This window comes from Secundilactobacillus malefermentans DSM 5705 = KCTC 3548 (assembly GCF_001436395.1).
Taxonomy (GTDB): Bacteria; Bacillota; Bacilli; order Lactobacillales; family Lactobacillaceae; genus Secundilactobacillus; species Secundilactobacillus malefermentans.
On the sequence record NZ_AZGJ01000018.1, the window covers coordinates 1 to 18,337 of the forward strand.

At 43.1% G+C, this 18,337-nt stretch carries 16 protein-coding genes and 1 pseudogene; 12 read left to right on the forward strand and 5 right to left on the reverse strand.

The annotated features are described in order from the left end of the window. Window positions 1-37: 37 nt before the first annotated feature. Window positions 38-1,456, reverse strand: a complete 1,419-nt coding sequence (locus FD44_RS04750) for a PH domain-containing protein (protein WP_010619245.1) — start codon at window positions 1,454-1,456, stop codon at window positions 38-40. Next, window positions 1,443-1,922, reverse strand: a complete 480-nt coding sequence (locus FD44_RS04755; protein WP_010619246.1) for a PH domain-containing protein — start codon at window positions 1,920-1,922, stop codon at window positions 1,443-1,445. Before FD44_RS04755 ends, FD44_RS04750 begins: the two co-directional genes overlap by 14 nt. 126 nt (window positions 1,923-2,048) lie before the next feature. Between FD44_RS04755 and FD44_RS04760 the strand changes: the two genes are divergently transcribed. The 9 genes and pseudogenes from FD44_RS04760 (at window position 2,049) to FD44_RS04800 (ending at window position 10,767) form a co-directional block, all read left to right on the forward strand. Further along, the gene (locus FD44_RS04760) at window positions 2,049-2,966 is read left to right on the forward strand and encodes a glyoxalase/bleomycin resistance/extradiol dioxygenase family protein (RefSeq protein WP_010619247.1); all 918 of its coding nucleotides are present in this window, start codon (window positions 2,049-2,051) and stop codon (window positions 2,964-2,966) included. Continuing rightward, a pseudogene (locus FD44_RS04765) lies at window positions 2,959-3,934 on the forward strand (ring-cleaving dioxygenase). The gene FD44_RS04760 and the pseudogene FD44_RS04765 overlap by 8 nt, the downstream one beginning before the upstream one ends. After that, window positions 3,921-4,553, forward strand: coding sequence for an alpha/beta hydrolase (locus FD44_RS04770; RefSeq protein WP_029327498.1), 633 nt, complete (start codon window positions 3,921-3,923; stop codon window positions 4,551-4,553). The pseudogene FD44_RS04765 and the gene FD44_RS04770 overlap by 14 nt, the downstream one beginning before the upstream one ends. Then, window positions 4,540-5,166, forward strand: coding sequence for a flavin reductase family protein (locus tag FD44_RS04775; RefSeq protein WP_010619251.1), 627 nt, complete (start codon window positions 4,540-4,542; stop codon window positions 5,164-5,166). Before FD44_RS04770 ends, FD44_RS04775 begins: the two co-directional genes overlap by 14 nt. A gap of 12 nt (window positions 5,167-5,178) precedes the next feature. Then, window positions 5,179-6,132: an NADP-dependent oxidoreductase gene (locus FD44_RS04780; protein WP_010619252.1), complete on the forward strand. Its 954-nt coding sequence runs from the start codon at window positions 5,179-5,181 to the stop codon at window positions 6,130-6,132. 161 nt (window positions 6,133-6,293) lie between these two features. After that, a complete protein-coding gene (locus FD44_RS04785) occupies window positions 6,294-7,493 on the forward strand; it encodes an MFS transporter (RefSeq protein WP_010619253.1) in 1,200 nt (399 codons plus the stop codon). 223 nt (window positions 7,494-7,716) lie between these two features. Continuing rightward, window positions 7,717-8,406 (forward strand): hypothetical protein, encoded by a 690-nt coding sequence (locus FD44_RS04790; protein WP_010619254.1) that lies wholly within the window; start codon window positions 7,717-7,719, stop codon window positions 8,404-8,406. A 120-nt stretch (window positions 8,407-8,526) separates the two neighbouring features. Continuing rightward, a complete protein-coding gene (locus FD44_RS04795) occupies window positions 8,527-10,431 on the forward strand; it encodes a heavy metal translocating P-type ATPase (RefSeq protein ID WP_010619255.1) in 1,905 nt (634 codons plus the stop codon). A gap of 96 nt (window positions 10,432-10,527) precedes the next feature. After that, window positions 10,528-10,767 (forward strand): heavy-metal-associated domain-containing protein, encoded by a 240-nt coding sequence (locus FD44_RS04800; RefSeq protein ID WP_010619256.1) that lies wholly within the window; start codon window positions 10,528-10,530, stop codon window positions 10,765-10,767. A gap of 102 nt (window positions 10,768-10,869) precedes the next feature. On the opposite strand, the gene FD44_RS04805 is transcribed toward FD44_RS04800, so the two are convergent. Further along, window positions 10,870-11,925, reverse strand: coding sequence for a Fic family protein (locus FD44_RS04805; protein WP_010619257.1), 1,056 nt, complete (start codon window positions 11,923-11,925; stop codon window positions 10,870-10,872). A gap of 331 nt (window positions 11,926-12,256) precedes the next feature. Here FD44_RS04805 and FD44_RS04810 point away from each other — a divergent pair, with 331 nt between their 5' ends. The 3 genes from FD44_RS04810 to FD44_RS04820 all read left to right on the forward strand — a co-directional run bounded on the left by FD44_RS04810 (window position 12,257) and on the right by FD44_RS04820 (window position 15,108). After that, window positions 12,257-13,024 carry a dimethylarginine dimethylaminohydrolase family protein gene (locus FD44_RS04810; RefSeq protein WP_010619258.1) on the forward strand — a complete coding sequence of 256 codons (768 nt, stop codon included), beginning with the start codon at window positions 12,257-12,259 and terminating at the stop codon, window positions 13,022-13,024. Window positions 13,025-13,075: 51 nt separating this feature from the next. Further along, entirely contained in the window at window positions 13,076-14,494 is a 1,419-nt protein-coding gene (locus tag FD44_RS04815; protein WP_010619259.1) for a basic amino acid/polyamine antiporter, read from the forward strand. A 143-nt stretch (window positions 14,495-14,637) separates the two neighbouring features. Beyond that, entirely contained in the window at window positions 14,638-15,108 is a 471-nt protein-coding gene (locus FD44_RS04820; protein WP_010619260.1) for a universal stress protein, read from the forward strand. Between the two features lie 61 nt (window positions 15,109-15,169). Here the strand turns inward: FD44_RS04820 and FD44_RS04825 are convergent, their stop codons facing one another. Both FD44_RS04825 and FD44_RS04830 read right to left on the reverse strand, forming a co-directional pair. Then, on the reverse strand, window positions 15,170-16,849 hold the full coding sequence (locus FD44_RS04825) for a glycoside hydrolase family 13 protein (protein WP_010619261.1): 1,680 nt from the start codon (window positions 16,847-16,849) through the stop codon (window positions 15,170-15,172). A 12-nt stretch (window positions 16,850-16,861) separates the two neighbouring features. Further along, on the reverse strand, window positions 16,862-18,211 hold the full coding sequence (locus FD44_RS04830; protein ID WP_010619262.1) for an SLC45 family MFS transporter: 1,350 nt from the start codon (window positions 18,209-18,211) through the stop codon (window positions 16,862-16,864). Window positions 18,212-18,337: the final 126 nt, after the last annotated feature.

Consider the following 18,337-nt stretch of genomic DNA (forward strand, 5'->3'; position numbering starts at 1 on the left):
AATATTTGGGGTTCACTTCAAGCTGCTTCTTTTTTGGTTATTGGCGATACCATTTATAAATGTCACGCACAACGTTTTCAGGTAGGTATCGGACTTCTACTTCTTGGTTCCCATTTCCCTGACGAACGTTGACGGTCAGGTGGGCCAAGTGGGTTCTTGTCATCCAAACTGATTGCCGAAAAGCGAGCGATTGGATGTTCAAATGGGGAATCACGGTCAGTGACCGATTGAACCAGTGACCCGTTTGCAGAATTAGCTGGTCATTTTCAATTAACCAACCGGTAGACTTTGCGGAGTACCAGCCTTGACCCATTGCCCAAGGAATTAGCAGCAAACTTAGCCACCCCCAAGGCCTGAGAAACCAGAGACACAGAAAAATGGGAATCAGCACGGTGGCAACTGAATTTCGGATGAATAGCCAATACCGATTTGGCGTGAGCTTTTGTAGTTTAGGGGCATCCAGAGAAACCCAATTAATAAACGGGTGCAAGTATGAAAAAGCGGCATTGTCCTTAATGACCGGCATAATCGTGATGTTTTCATTTTTGTCATCGTCATCTTGTTTGGAAGCCGTGTTGGTGGTAATTGTCGTCAATTGCAGAAGCTGCCGCAGAATGTTTTGCTTGAAACTGACGGCTTGAATTCGATTAATTGGCAATGAATAGTGGTTGGTTTTGAATAGGCCACGTTCTGCCTCAAGCCGATTTCCGACCCGAGCTAAATTGAAATGGTAGTATTTTTGCAAAATATTTAAGTAGGAGAATGCCAAGCCAATGACGAAGACGACCACAATCACAATGATTAAGTAAGCAAAACTTAATTTTTGAAGCGACTGGCCAGCATTCGTTTGCCAAGTGCTTGGCAGGACATCCACAACGCGGTTATACACCCAAGATAGCGCAATGAAAATGGGAATGATGCCGAGTGAGGTTAATGCGTATAAATTGAGATCCCGATTGGCAATTTGATAGGTTGCTAAAGCGGGGATGACCTTGTTTACTTCCGTTGGGACGTCTTGGGTTCGGCGCTGTTCAATTTCAGTCGCGACCGTTGCCTTTACCAAGGGCAAAGTTGCCTCTGCCTTATCAGATTGTGAGGCAGTTTCGATACTTAATTTAACAAGGTTGAATGGCTTAAAAAAGAACCACTGATTTTGTTCGATGCTTTGAATTCGTTCAAAAGGAATGTGGGTGTGTTTGCGGACAATGAGCCCAGAATTAATCGTCAGGCTATCCGCCCCAATTTCATAAGTAAAAAAAGCATAGCGAAAGCAGTCATAAGCAAATAAGAGCAAAATTAAGATCGTATAAATGAAGAAGCCACTAAAGCTGAATTGCTTAGCAAAATTAGAAATGACCGGAAATAGCATGAGACCCAAAATGAACCAGTTTTTAATTGAACCGACAAACATTAACACAATGGCGAGGGGATGTAGTCGTCGACTAGATTTGGGCATTCCGAGCCTCCTTGGCTAGTTGGATGATTTGGGCTCTTAAATTTTCGGCCGCTTCAAGTTCAAGACCATCGATATCATGCGAAGTTGACGCTGTTTCGATGACGACTTTTTGCAACTTTTGCCATTGTAGGAGGGGACCGGCGACAAGTTTGACGTCCTGAACCCGACCGATTGGCACGGAAACCCGTTTGCGGAAAACGAACCCAGATTGCAACTCCACGTCCGTCTCCGAAATTTGATAACGCCAGAAACGATAGCGGTAAGGAATTAATGCCAGGTCAATGAGCGGCACTGCGACGAGTAAAACGCCAAAAATAAGTATCATCACGTAAAGGAATGGAACTGCCCAGTAGTGATAAGCTGCCACGAATCCCAAGTGAATGGCAAGTAAAATAATGAACTCGCCCAGAGCGTGAAACGCCCAAATTGTTTTGATTTGTTTTGGTAATGAATTTCCAGTTGTCATATTAGTTCCCCCAAGGATTTGATGCTTCAATAATATCATACGCAAATGTTGGTGCTAATTAAGAGCTTATTTATTGTTAGTAGTGTAAACTACGATTGAAAAATCAAAACTAAGGCGGTGACAGCAGTGTTTGGACTCCATCATATTACGCTTCTCACGAAGGATTTAGAGCAGAATTACGACTTTTACGTTAACTTTTTAGGATTTCGGTTTATTAAAAACTCAATCAACCAGGAAAATCCGAAAATGCGGCATGTCTTTTATGGTGACTACTTAGGAACGCCAGGCACTGCAACGACTTTTATCCAAGTGCCATTGCTGGGTCACAGGACGGATGGCGCAAATCGCCTTTCGACAATTTACTACGATGTTCCCCAAGGATCTTATGGATTTTGGCAGAAACGATTAGAGCAAAAGAACATTGAATTTCACTACGAGGACCATGCGTTAGTTTTCCATGATCCCGATGGTATCAAAATTGGCTTTATCTACAAGAATGAAAAGTTGCGCGATGATCAAGTCGTTCCAAATGATATTCCGGCTGACTACCAAATTATTCGCTTAAATAAAACGGAACTCTATGGTGCAGATTACCAAGCTTCGTTAGATTTCTTTAAGGCATTTGATGAGCTTAAGGTTAATGAAGAAACCAGCATGGTCGAAGCGGATCACACAACGGGCGTCAAAGTGAAACAGGGTGACAAGGACAGCAAAACCCGATTTGGCCGGGGCAGCATTGACCACATTGCGTTCGATGTTGGCTCAAAAGAAACGTTGGATGCGGTTCACCAATTTGCGAAGGATCAGCACATGAATATTGAAGAATACATTGATCGTGGCTGGTTTTACAGTCTATATGTAAAAGAACCTAACGGAACGCGAATCGAATTTGCAACGGGCGGCCCCGGATTTACTTTGGATGAGCCGCTAGATCACTTAGGCGAAAAGCTGCGAGTGGGTCCCCGTTGGCAAGAACAACGACCAGAAATTTTAGCCTATCATCAAGCGAGAGGAGTGTTTTTAAATGACGAAGGACATGAATAGTTTAATTGGGGTGCATCACGTGACCGCGATTACTTCTGACGCACAAAAAATCTATGACTTCTTTACAAAGGTTTTGGGCCTGCATTTGATTAAGAAAACCGTTAATCAGGATGACGTTCATACCTATCACTTGTACTTCACCGATGACATGGGAACGGCCGGAACTGACATGACGTTCTTTGATTTCCCTGGAATTCAGAAGGGGCGGCCCGGCACCAACAGTATTTCCCGAACAACTTTTAGAGTACCAAACGATGCCGCACTCGAATACTGGGCTGCGCGTTTTAGCGAAAGCGAAGTTGCCTACGAAGATGTTTCGGTTCAATTTGGCACAAAAATGATTAAATTTCACGACTTTGACGACCAGCAATACCCAGCAATACGCCTTAATTTCAGATGAACACAACGAAGGCATTGGTGGCGGCACACCTTGGCGGGACAATGATGTTCCTGAAAAATACGCGATTGTGGGGTTAGGCCCCGTATACGTCACGGTCATAAACCGTGAACATTTAAGCCTCGTTTTGACGGACTTAATGGGATTCACCGAAAAAGAAACTGAAGGAGCCTTCAGCAAGTTTGAGTTAAACGATGGCGGTCATGGCGCCCAAGTTGTCGTGGAACACGATCCGGATGCACCGCTTGCCGTGCAAGGATACGGCAGCGTCCATCACGCCGCATTTCAGACAAATGATGAAGATTCGTTGCGCTATTGGATTGAACGGGTGCGCGCAACCGGATTACCACAATCGGGGTTCGTTGACCGGTTCTACTTTAAATCAGAATACTTCCGTGCAGCACCTCAGGTTCTATTTGAACTCGCAACAAACGGGCCTGGTTTCCTACAGGACGAAACGTATGAAGAAGCCGGGATTCATTTGGAACTACCACCGTTTCTGGAACAACGACGGGAGGAAATTCAAGCTGGTTTGAATCCGATTGATACGGGAGCTGATGCGGTTGACTGAGGTCAATTATCGGTTTATCAAAGGTAATCCTGAAAAGCCTGTCCTACTGCTGCTTCATGGCACGGGGGGCAACGAAAACAGCTTGATTCCAATCGCATCCGAGCTCTCTCCTGACTCCACCATCCTCTCAATTCGTGGCCGACTCATCGAAAATGGCATGACCCGCTTTTTCCGGCACACACCAGATGGGGGATTCGATTTGGAGGACTTAGCTGTTCAAATTGAGTGGTTGAAGCAAACCATCAGTGAACTTGCCGCGGAGAATGACCTGGATGTCAGCCAGCTAGTGGTTGTTGGTTATTCAAATGGTGCAAACGTTGCAGCGGATATCATATTGAATCAAACGGGTTACTTTGGTTCGGCTCTCTTCTTTCACCCAATGGCGTTGCGCAAGGTTCAAACCCCACAACGGTTGAATGATATGTCCATTTGGATGTCACACGGGACACTTGATCCAATCGTGAGTGATGAGAACTTTGCTACTTTGGCGCATACCTTTGAGCAGCAGGATGCTGATTTGACGAGGTATGTCCAAAGGCAATCCCACCAAATTTTACCGAGTGAATTGCAAGCAGCCAAAGAATGGTTTAATGAGGAGTTTGAAAATGAAAGAAATTGATCCGCGGCAAGTGACCGAACGAGAACGCTATAAGCTGTTGGCGGGGGCGTTGATCCCCCGCCCGATTGCGTGGACTCTCACACAAAACGAGGAAACTGGCAGCTTAAATTTGGCACCGTTTAGTTTCTTTACCGTTTTGGCGAGTGAGCAGCCGCTGGTTTCGCTGTCGGTCATGCGCCGTCGCCAAGATGGGGCGATGAAGGATACGGCACGAAATTTGGTGACTGCGGGTGAGGGCGTCATTCACATTGTGGATCGCGCACATTTGGAAGCCATGAACCAAACGGCGGCAACGTTGCAGCCAGATGAAAGTGAAGTTGACGCTAATGGGTTACAGACGGTTGCTTCGAGCAAAGTTAAGACACCTCGTTTGGCAGAAGCTGCGGTGGCCTTTGAAGTAAAGGTGAAATCTCATTTGCCACTTGAGGCGGATGATTCGCAAGTGATGACGGACTTGTTTATTCTGGAGGTAGTCAACTTTGTGTTCCGAGATGACTTAGTTGATGTGGCAAATTACCACGTTGATGCACGCAAATTGGATCCGATAAGCCGCTTAGCCGGCAGCAATTATGGTAAGTTAGGTGAAATTATTTCAATTGAACGTCCCAAATAGGAGGCTGACAGAATGAAAGCATTTGGTTTTTCCGAATACGGAGATCCATCCGTATTTCAAGAAATTGAAAAAGACATTAAGGATCCTAAACCTGATCAAGTTCAAATCGAAAACATGGCGTTTGGGATTAATCCTTATGATGTCTTGTTGAGGCAGGGCCAGTTTAAAGGCGGCCGCGAGCTCAAATTTCCATTTGTCCCTGGCAATGATTTGGTGGGTAAGGTGGTCAAGATTGGTGAAAATGTTAAGACTTTTAAAGTTGGCGATTACGTCATTAATTATCGGCCGAGCGGTGCGTATGGCGAATTTGTGAATGCCAGCGCTGATAAAGTGGTTGCCAAACCCGCAACACTTTCATTTTTAGATGCTGCAAGTTTACCAACTCCAGGAATTGCCGCGTATAATGCGTGGCACCATTTTGCAACGATTACCGATGATGCGGTGATTGGCGTTGTAGGTGCGACCGGACTTGTTGGCTCATTGCTGGTCCAATTGGCCAAGAGCTTGGGACATCACGTGATTGGTGCAGCATCGGCAAAGAACGCTGACTATGCCAAATGGATTGGGGTTGACGAGTTTCTGGCTTATGACGAGGCTTACGATGCTGACCGATTTGACGCCCAAGCTGACGTTGTTTTTAATGCGACGTTGGGTGGCCACGATAACGGCCTAAGCGATGAAATCGTGAAATCGAATGGTCAAATTATCCTGATTGCCAATTTGGATTATCCAGTTAAAACGGATGGCGTAAAGGTGAACCACGTTGATCCGACCAAGGGCTATTCTAATTTGGAAGCTTTGGAATTCTGGACAAAACTATCGGCAACCTGGGGTGTTTCACTTCGAGTTGAAAACAATCTAAGCTTTACTTTGACAGATGTGATTAAGGCCCATGAACTGGTTGAAGCGCATCATTCGGGCAAAACAGTTATTCAAATTGAGAAGCGAAAACGAAGCAGTTTCTAATTGGTGAGGATGCCCCATTTTGATGATTAAAAGTGGCTGGAAATTAAGTAAATTTTCGGTCACTATTTTTATGGGTTCATTTTCGTGGGGAAGATAGACAAACCCTTTATCTGCCTTTATACTGGAGGGTATTGGAGCTTTTTTTGAGGGGAGGTCGCTTTATGACTAAAAAGGTACGGTTGGCGATCACCATTTTGATTTTAAGTGAATTTCTCGTGTGTTTGGGAATCAGCTTGGTCATTCCGGTGATGCCATTTTTACGTAATGAATATCACTTTACTGCAACGGATATGGGGGTTATGACGTCCCTGTTTGCGTTTGCCCAGTTTGCCGCTTCTCCAATCATTGGTCGAATTTCTGATCGGGCAGGCCGGAAACCGGTGCTAGTCATTGGACTATTGCTGTATATGGTTTCTGAAATTGTCTTTGCATGGACGAATCAGCTATTATTCTTTAACGTGTCACGAATTATTGGCGGTCTTTCCGCCGCAATGGTTGTCCCAACATCGATGGCAATGGCGGCTGACATTACGACGAAACGTCAGCGAGCAAAAGTCATTGGGTATCTATCGGCCGCATTCAGTGGAGGTCTCATTTTGGGACCTGGGCTGGGTGGTATTCTGGCCAGAATCGACTATAAATTTCCATTCTGGGCGGCAGCTGCTTTGGGATTACTCAGTATGATTTCCCTAGCAATTTTTTTGCCAAAGGAAGAGGATTTAATTCCTAAGGAGCAAATCGCCAAGGAAGTTGGGCCACTGGTTCACCGAGGAAAAATGAAGGATATCCTGACCACGGCTGTCGTGCTTTTGTTTGCGATGATTCTCATTTCTTCATTTGGACTCCAAGGGTTTGAAAGTATTTACAGTTTGTATGTAAACCAAGTCTTCCATTTTACAATGTCGGATATTGCGTTAGTGCTGACGATAAATGGGGTTCTATCACTGATTTTGCAAGTGGTTCTATTTGATCGACTGGTGTTGGCATTTCAGGAAAAACGGGTGATTCGGTATGCGTTTCTGATATCTCTCATTGGGACATTGTGGATTGTGCTCGCTCACAGCAAATGGGAAGTGGTCATCGCGACCCTGTTTGCCTTCACAGCGTTTGACTTGCTGCGCCCTGCGATAACCTCGTTGATTACGAAGATTAGTAGCGGCAATCAAGGGTTCATGAATGGCCTAAACATGTCGCTGACGAGTATCGGAAATATTATTGGACCCATTATGTCGGGTGAATTGTTGGATATGAATCCGCACTATCCGTACGTGGTGGTGGCAGGATTCTTGGCGGTGTCGTTCCTGATGACGTATTTGTTGAGGAATACGGAAGAACGGGTAGGTGCGACAACAGACGATTAGCTTCTGAGCGTAACCTAGATTAGCGAATAATCCTGTACTTGGATTGTTTNCTAATCGTAGTTAGGCGTAGGAAGTTGTCTGTTGGAGCCCGATTACGAAAGCTTTTGTAACAGGTAGAATCCTTTTTAAGGTTCTGCCTTTTTGTATGGAACAAATTAATCTTTAATGATTATTGAAACCAGCATAACTGTCCTGTATCCTAAACTATATAGGAGGGGTCAAAGTGCAAGTTAGCAAGAAAATTTCGACGGTTATTCTGGGGTTAATAGTGTTCATTTGTCTAGTCAACCTGACGGATAAACCTGTTCACGCGTCTTCATATCTAAATGGAAATGATTACGCGAAAAATGCAACAATGCTGGTTAAAGCCAAGCGAAACATGCAGGTATACCAGGTCAAGACTGGAAAGTATGAAGCAGCTAATACTTTTTCAAAATATAGTACCCTGAAAAAGGGTTCCAAGATTTACACAAGTGGCTGGAAAATGGCCACGGGCGGCTACACTATCAGAAGTACGCGCAAATATGTCGCCTCAAATCGAAGCTTCTATATTATCATTACGGATAAGCCAACTAAGTGGTATTCAAAAATCATCACTTGGCATAACGGCACGCCTGGATTTGCGCAGGGATACTGGCACACACAAAACGAAACCTTTTGGATTAACGGGACCCACTATTGGGACCGCATTAGTGGTTGGAACAAAGTTGGTGGCAAGAAGTATCGCTATCCGTACCATGGTATGGAAAAGATGCGGTACTATAAGTATGGGAACCATTACGTCTTGAATGGGGTCTATACCCAAACCGGCAATTATTCAACTTTTAATCTAACAAGATCGGCTAATCATAAAAAATTATTGATAAAGGAATCGGCAACAAGTTACTACACGTTGTTGAGTGGAAATCGGTAACCTTTAGAGCAGAACTTTAAAAAGTTTTGCTCTTTTTTGTTTAACTTGATGTGCGTCAATTTCATATCCTCCTTAAGGCCTTATGATGTAACTATAGAAAGCCAATAGGAGGCAGCAATTATGAAATTTCAACAATATATTGAAAAGCACTCAAATCAAATTACGTTACTCACAGCCATTTTAATTATCGCAGGATATCTCGCAAAGTATGCACTAGGTAGTAACGTTGGCTACGACGTCACATTAGCCGTTGCCTCCATTATCGCCGTTATTCCAATTTTCATTCACGCCTATCAAGCGTTGAAGGTCAAAGTAATCAGCATTGAATTGTTGGTTACCATCGCCGTCATTGGCGCCTTCATTATCGGAGAGTATAACGAATCCGCAATCGTCACCTTCCTGTTCATGTTTGGTGGCTACCTCGAAAAACGAACCCTATCCAAAACACGTGAATCAATCAAATCATTAACCGAAATGGCGCCAACAACCGCATTAGTTGTCCAAGATGACGGCACCACCGAAGAGGTCGATGTTGATGACGTTGACGAGGGAGATGTTGTGCTCGTCAAGACTGGGGCTTCAATCCCAGTCGATGGTAAAATCGTTGAAGGTCACGGATACACGGATGAATCAGCCGTTACCGGTGAATCAAAAGAAATCTCTAAGCAAGTCGACGACAGTGTTTTCTCTGGAACAATTGTCAGTGATGGCTTTCTAAAGGTGGAAGCTACCAAAGTTGGGGATGATACCACTTTTGCTAAGATTATTGAATTAGTCGAAGATGCCCAGGATACAAAATCACACGCCGAAAAATTTATCGACCGTTTCTCAACTTATTACACACCAGCCGTTTTACTTTTAGCAATCATCGTCTTCCTGTTTTCGCAAGACTTCAAGCTTGCCATCACGGTTCTAGTGCTTGGTTGCCCAGGTGCTTTGGTCATTGGGGCGCCCGTTTCAAACGTTGCCGGAATTGGGAATGGTGCCAAACGAGGCATCCTCATCAAGGGTGGCGACGCAATGGACACATTCTCCAAAGTTGATACATTTGTCTTTGATAAAACTGGAACGTTAACTAAGGGAAACACAGCCGTTTCAGCCGTTAAGAACTATTCAGACGATTTGGATTCAGTCATTGCTTTGACCGCCAAAGTAGAAACATTATCAGATCATCCACTTGGTCGTGCAATCACAACGTATGCCACAACTAAGAAACTTGAATATAACGCATTACCAATTGCTGATAACGAAACCACCAAGGGCCAAGGAATTGCCGCAAACGTTGACGGCCAAGAGGTTTTGGTTGGTAATCAAAAATTAATGCAAGCGAACAACGTAGCGATGACCGATCAGCAGGTTTCCGATATGAAAGAGCTCCAATCACATGGAAGTTCCGTTGTCCTTGTCGCCGTTAAAAATCAGTTACAATTGATCCTTGGCGTTTCCGACACGATCCGTCCTGAAATTGCCGATGAATTGGCCGCACTTCGTAAAGAAGGGGCTAAGCACTTAGTTATGTTAACCGGTGATAATGCAGCAACTGCCAATTTCGTGGCTGAACAAATCGGAATTGATGAAGTTCATGCAGAATTGATGCCCGAAGATAAAGTTAAATTTGTAAAGCAGTTCCAAAAGGATGGCCGCCGAGTTGCCTTCGTTGGTGACGGAATTAACGATAGCCCTTCGATTGCCACTGCCGACATCGGAATTGCCATGGGAAGTGGAACCGACGTTGCCATTGAAACTTCAGACGTTGTCTTAATGCAATCTAATTTTGCCGCCTTGGTTCATGCTTATGGATTAGCTAAACGAACCGTCTTAAACACCAAAGAAAACATTGTCATCGCAGTTGGCGTGGTTGCCTTCCTGTTCATCGGATTACTTCTTGGCTTCATCTACATGGCTAGTGGGATGTTCGTGCACGAAGCAAGTATCCTAGTCGTTATCTTCAATGCCATGAGATTAATCGGCTTTGGCAAACCAACGGACGAAATTGGCGATGTTGCCCTCGAACCCGCAAAATAAATTTTAAAAAGATTCTGGTTCTTGACTTAAATCAAGTAAATAAACGATAATTCATCATATACTGTATTTGTAGATAAGAAAGAGGAGGAATTAATTATGAAACAAAAAGTAACGTTACAATTAGAAGATCTCACATGCCCATCATGTATGACTAAGATTCAAAGCGCCGTTAGCAACCAAGCTGGCGTTGAGGATACAAAAGTTTTATTTAACGCAAGTAAGGTAAAAGCCGTTATCGATGATGACCAAATTACCGCAGACGATTTAGCTAAAGTTGTAAAAGACTTAGGCTATGATGTTCTAAAGACAAAGGTTAAAGAAGTCGCAACTGCTTAATTAGATAATAATCAGAGAAGAGACCCTTGAATAAGCATTCAAGGATCTCTTCTTTTAATTTATATGAGAGTAGATTGATTCCGTGGTATCACCGGAATTAAGCTACTTTTTATTATTTAAAATGTACTTAGTTGAACGTCCACCACCGACTTTTTCTACTTCTTGTTCTTTGATTAATGCATTCAATTCTCGCTCAATCGTAATTTGACTATAGTTAGGAATTAACCCAACTAATTCACGCTTGGCTAGCGGTTTAAGTTCGCTTCTAAGTGCATCCAAAATAAGGGCTTTTACTGGTACTTTACATGTTTCATCTGGCTTAACTCGTTGTGCCAGTTCACGGTAAGCTTGTAAAATGACGCTCAGAAAATAATTTAAGAATGGTGTATATGAATTTGTATTCTCATTCCAGCCAACCGAGCTATCTTTGAGGGTGTCATAGTAGTTAGTTTTAGTTTTTTCGATTAATGACTCAATACTAATATAGCAGCCAATGCCGTAACCTATTTGATACAGCGTTAGTAACATTAATAAGCGAGACATTCGTCCATTTCCGTCACGGAATGGGTGAATAGAAACAAAATCAAACACGAATGCTCCGGAAAGCAAAAGGAGGGGAATCTCTTCTTTGTCTACAGCCTTCTGATAGTTATTACATAAATTATCAATTAGCGTTGGTGTAATAAAGGCAGGCGCTGGATTAAACCTTACTTCTGATGTGCCATCAGCAAATGTTGTAATAATTTGATTGTCAATATCCTTGAAGTGACCACCCCAGGTACTCGCGGTGAATTCGAACAGCCGCTTGTGCATTGTTAGAATGGTACTATCTGAGATTGGAATGTAGGCATATTGTTGGTGAATTAAATCTAAGACATCGCGATAGCCAGAAATTTCTTCTTCACTACGATTATGTGGCATAGTCTTTTTTTCTACCAGTTGACGTAGCCGAGTGTTACTGGTGTAAATTCCTTCAATTCGGTTAGATGAATCTGTGCTTTGGATTTTAGCAACTTCAATTAATCGATCAAGCATGGTTGGATTTTGTTGTTGAATATTTTTCAATTGCCCACGTAATTCACCAATTTGACCGATCTTTTTGGCCATCTCAGGTGTAATTATCAGATTATTTAGATTTTCATAGTCAAATTCTTTCATCGTAGAACTCCTTCACCAATATTTTACATCAATTTACGTTAAATGATGCAGAATAGCAACGAAGTAATGATTACGATGTCAATTAAAACCAGGATCCAGTTCAATCCCATTCTACATCAAATTAATATAAATGATGCAGATTACACAGTAAATTTGAATTTATGGTTTGGCAACTACTCAAGGAGAAAGTTAGCCTCAGGAAGTTTTTTCCTGAGAATTTTTATTCAATTTATGTATAATAGTGGCATTTTTAATTATTTATTTGAATTATTATTTTATTTGATGTATATTCTAATCATGTTTTAATTTTACAAGGAAGAAGGAAAGCAGCATGTTCAAAAATGTCATTGTCAGAGTTCCATCACAGACCGTTTCAGAAGGAATCACGAGCGCAAACGAAGGTAAGCCAGATTACCGCAAAGCGTTAGTGCAACATGAAAATTACGTGAGTGCTTTAACGAAGCTGGGTGTGGATGTGACGGTATTAGCGCCACATGATGAATTTCCTGATTCCTGTTTTGTTGAAGATGTGGCCCTGTGTACCAGTAAAGTTGCCATTATTACCCGTCCAGGAGCCCTAACGCGTCGTAAAGAAGCAGAACTTCCGGACATGAAGGAAGCGCTAGAAAAATTCAATCAAAATATTGAGACCATAAAGGAGCCGGGAACGGTAGAGTCTGGGGATATTATGATGGTTGGTGATCATTTTTACATCGGACTTTCCGCTCGGACAAACCAGGCTGGCGCAGATCAAATGATTGCGATCCTTGAGAAATATGGCTTATCTGGTGAGGCAGTTCCGTTAAAAGAGGTTCTACATTTAAAGACCGGCTTATCCTACATTGAGAATAACAATCTGCTCGTTTCCGGTGAGTTTAAAAATGATCCACGTTTTGACACATTTAATAAATTAGAAATCGATCCAGATGAAGCCTATGGTGCCAATTGTATCTGGGTTAATGGAACTGTTATCGTGGCATCCGGTTACCCTAAGATTCAAAAGAAAATTGAAGGTTTAGGCTATCCGGTTTTGAATGTTGATACGTCGGAGTATCGTAAAATTGACGGTGGATTAAGCTGCTTATCACTTCGCTTTTAACTTTATTTCATAAAATGATTTTTTGAATTTGAAATAAGGGAAGGTGACCATATGCAGCAAGCTGAACGAAAAATTGGGTTATTTCCTTTAATCGGGATTATCATGAGTGCCATTATTGGCGCTGGAATCTTTAACCTCATGAAGGAAATGGCCAGCACTGCCTCGGTTGGTGTCACCATTATTGGCTGGATCATTGCAGGCGTGGGGATGGGCTCACTGGCGTTTTGTATGGAGAGTTTGATTGAAAAACGCCCGGATTTAGATGCAGGTATTTTTAGTTACGCGCAAGCTGGATTTGGCGATTACATCGGATTTAACTCGGTTTGGGGCTATTGGTTGTCGGTCATCATCGGCAATGTTGCATTTGGAACACTAATGTTTAGCGCCTTGGCTTACTTTTTCCCAATTTTTGGTAACGGTCAAAATGTTCCGTCAATTATTGGGGCGTCAATCGTTCTCTGGCTGATAAATTATTGCATTACCAGGGGACTTGAGCAGGCGACAATTTTAAATGCCTTAGTCATGATTGCAAAATTAGTTCCCATCATCATCTTCATTGTTTGCATTATTGGCGCATTTCACGCGCAAATATTCTTTCATGATTTTTGGGGAAGCATCGGGTCAAAGGCAGTTCCTGCGACCGGCATTTTGACTCAACTAAAAGGGACTGTTTTATCCACCATGTTTGTTTTTATTGGCGTTGAAGGAGCGGTTGTTTTTTCTGCAAGAGCGAAGAAACGAACGGATGTCGGCAAGGCAACCATTCTAGGATTTGGTGCAGTGACACTAATCTATGTATTGGTGACCGTTTTCTCGTATGGTTTACTGACTCAGAGTCAGTTGAGTAAACTTCCTAATCCTGCGATGGCTTACGTTTTAGCTGATATTATCGGGAAACCGGGAGCCATAATCGTTAATATTGGCGTGATTATCGCAATATTTGGTGCGTGGATGGCAAATACAATGTTGGCTGAAGAGGTTGCTTACCAAGCCGGCAAACAGCAGCTATTTCCTAAAATATTTACAAAGGAAAATAAGCGGGGAATGCCCGTCAATTCAACCTTTATTACAAATTTGATTGTTCAAGGGATGCTGTTTAGTTTCTTTATAACGGATCAGGCGTATTCGTTGTTCATGAAGTTTTCATCGGCCACAATCTTACTTCCCTATACTTGTGTTGTGCTGTTTCAGCTAAAAACTAATTATCAAACTCACGTTAAATTAGTTTCAACAGACATGCTTGTGGGGATCATCGCGACCCTTTATATGTTCTGGTTAATTTATGCTTCAGGTGCCATTTATTTGGTACTCACAATTTTATCCTTGGTACCGGGAACCCTGATGTACATTTACGTCAGAAGAAAAGAATCAGTGCGCGTTTTCAAGCCCTACGAAGTCGTGATATTTGTGATAGCGCTAGGTGTTTTCACATATGGGTTATGGCAAATGTCCGCAATCTTAAAAATGTAGTGTCCTTGAATCTCATGTGATAATTAAGTTGGTGGTGTCCTTTTTAACATAGGCACATTTCTTTATCCTTAAAAATACCTTTGTTAGACTGGAATTAAGGTAATAGTTAGCCCACAGAAGCCACTACTTAAGGAGGCACCGCCATGAGAACCTATCATAAAATTTTAGTTGGAATTGACGGCTCACCCCAAGCAGAAAATGCATTGGATACTGCAATCGACATTGGCAGGAAGAATGGTTCAAGCTTATTATTAGTTACCGTACAGGCTGATACCCAATTTGGACCAGTCATGGCTGGAGGCGCCGGAATGGGCGCACCAATTATGGTTGAAGAGAAGAAACGGGCAGATGACCGGACTAAGGAATTAATGCGCGGCTATACACAAAAAGTGATAGCGGCTGGATTGCCAGTTGATACAAAGGTTTACTATGGCAATTCAAAGGTGGAATTAGCTAAAACAATTCCGCAAAAGGAAAGCATTGATTTAATTGTGATGGGGTCAACTGGGCTCAATAAGTTAGAAAGAGCCGTGATTGGGTCAAACACAACGTACGTGGTTGCAAATGCAAAGTGTGACGTGTTAGTTGTGCATGATCCAGAGGATGTAGATTAAAGTTTTAAATAGTGAATAGAAAAAAAAGAAGCCGAAATCAGTTGATTTCGGCTTCTTTTCATTACATCACATATACCTTTGATTCATAAGGCCTCAGCGTCTCTCCCTCGTCATCGTTATAGTTTCCGATAACCAGGTGATCCGCCTTCGTTTGGCCGTAATCACGGTTGACCTCATGGTTGCTGAAGTTGCTCATGACTAGTAGCGTTTGCCCGTTATAGTGGCGTTTGTATGAGAATACGTCCTTATCGTCAGCGGCAACTTCTTCGTAATCACCATAAACGATTAAATCACTCTTGTGGCGTAACGCAATTAATTTTTGATAGTAGTAGAAGACTGAATGTTGATCTGCCAAAGCATCCTTTGCGTTGATTTCAGGGTAGTTTGGATTGAGGTCAAACCACGGTGTTGCGGTTGAGAAGCCTGCGTTAGCGGATTCATCCCACTGCATCGGTGTTCGCGCATTGTCCCGCGACATGTTGGATAAGTACTTGAGCATCGTGTCGCCTGGCAAGAGCTTTTCTTGGTCGACGTATTCGTGGTACGCATTGATTGACTCCAAATCCTCGTATTGTGAAAGCTTCTGGTAATGAACGTTGGTCATACCAAGTTCCTCGCCCTCATAAACGTAAGGGGTCCCTTGCATCATGTGCAGCGTTGTTCCCAACATTTTAGCGGCGAGAACGCGGTACTTAGGGTCGTCCGTGGCAAATCGGGAAACGGCGCGTGGCTGGTCATGGTTGTTCCAGTAGAGGCTATTCCAACCTTTCCCATTAAGGGCGACTTCCCAGCGTGAGAGGGCGTTCTTTAAATCGCTAAGTGGAATTGGTTGATCGTTCCATTTGCCCAAACGCTTATCAGGATTACCCGCCAAACTGACGTGCTGGAATTGGAAGATCATGTTCAGCTCATTTGTGTCAAATCCGGTGTACTCCGTGGCATCTTGTGGTGTTGATCCAGGCATTTCACCAACGGTCATGATGTCGTCGTATTTCGAAAGCACTTTACGATTCATTTCCTGCAAGAATTCATTCAAACGATAGCCATCAGAAACGAATGGTTCAACGTTTGCATACTTGGCATGTTCTGGATTTGGAGCGTCAGGAAGGCCTTCAGGTTTCGAAATCAGATTAATAACGTCCATTCGGAAGCCATTAACACCCTTGTCTAACCAGAAACGCATGACGTCAAAGACCGTTTCGCGAACTTCTGGATTTTCCCAATTTAAATCGGGTTGACCTGGCGCAAATAAGTGCAAGTAGTATTGCTTGCGATTTTCATCATACGTCCAAGCTGGGCCGTTGAAGTAGGAGCCCCAGTTGTTGGGCTCATGTCCGTCAACGGGATCGCGCCAAACGTAATAATCACTGTATTTATTGTCGCGTGATTTGCGGCTTTCTTTGAACCACTCGTTTTGATCTGAAGTGTGGTTCACAACTAGATCCATTAAAATTTTTAAGCCTAATTTATGGGCGGTTGCGAGCAACTCGTCGAAGTCGGCCATTGTGCCATAAGCGGGTTGGATTGATTTATAATCCGCAATATCGTAGCCGTTATCTTTGTCGGGAGATTTGTAAATTGGATTCAACCAGATGACGTCGGCTCCTAATTTCTTAATGTATGGAAGTCGTTGCGTTAGACCTGGTAAATCACCAATCCCATCGCCATTACTATCTTGATAACTTCGTGGGTAAACCTGATAAACAACTGCATGTTTCCACCAATCTTTTGATTGAGCCATCATTAATTCCTCCTAAATTTTAACTTCAATAACATTTTTATTTTCGTGAATAATACCAACTGATAAGGCGCCGATTAACATCACAACGCCACCAACGAAGATCATGCCGGGCATTGATTTTCCGATAAGTGGGAAAATGAAGAAGCTGCAAAGCGAGGCAATAATTTGAGGTAGGCAAATGGCGCAGTTGAAGAGTCCGAGGTAAGCACCCTCGTTTTGACCGTTTAACTCTTCGGTAAAGATTGAAAATGGTTGGGTCTGCATTGCCAAATAAGCGATACCAATCATGCTAAATGGAATGATAAGCAATAGCTGTGAGTGGACGAAGAAGACGCCGATAAAGCCAAAACCGCCGATTACAAGTCCGAGCCGATACCAGAATTTTCGGTGAGTTGGGCTTGTGTGTGATTGAACCAGGAAGCCCCAAATAACGGCGGCTAATGACTCAACACAGGTCATAATTCCGAACCAGTTACCAGCATCTTGATAACCTGCTGAAGCAGGATTTGATGTATTCCAAACGTTAGCGGCAATTGCACCGGTTCCGTATGTCCAAAGGTACTGAATTGCAAACCAGGCAAATAGCTGAACTAACGCAATTTCCCAGAAGGAACGGGGCGCCTTGAGTAATAATTTCCAAAGACTTTCAGATTTTTTCTTGGGTTGTTTTTTGAGATGATGATATTCTGCGTAGGTATCTGGATCGTATTCGTGAACTGACGCAATCGTGTAAATGGCGGTTCCTAATAGAAGGGCAGCGCCAATGTAAAAGGCCAATTTAACGGAAAGTGGAACGGATCCTTTTGGTGCGACGTTTGCAATCCCAATACTCGTTAGTAAGAATGGGAGTAAGGTTGCAAGTACCCCGCCAAGGTTGGCGAAGGATTGTTGCCATGACCAGGCAAGATCCTTTTGATCCTCATTGACCATGTCCCCGATAACCATCTTAAATGGTTGCATGCAGACGTTTGATGACAAGTCCATGAAGAGGATGGCAATGGCACCAAACAGCAGTGCGGCAACCGAGGCATACCCAAAGCCGAATGATCCCGCGTTGGGCAGAAGAACCATGACGAGTGCTGCCACGGGTGCACCGATGATGAGGTATGGCATTCGACGCCCGAAGTGGTTCCAGGTTTTGTCGGAATACTTACCAATCAACGGTTGAACAACCATTCCGGCAAGCGGTGGCAAAATGAAGAAGAAGCCAAGCTTGGTTGGGTCAGCACCAATCGTTTGGAAAATCCGACCCATTTGCGATGATTGAAGCGAAAACGCCATGTTGACGCCGAAATAACCAAATGTCATGGCAAAAAGGGTTAGTAAAGGTAGTTTTGGCAGTGAATCATTAGAAGCTTCCATGAAACATTCCCCCTAGGAATTAGATTTAAAATAATAGCAATGAATAAATGAGTTATTGTTCGTTTACAAAATCGAGTATAGGTCAAAAAGAAAACGTTTGCAATAGCTATATAGCAGCAACACAAA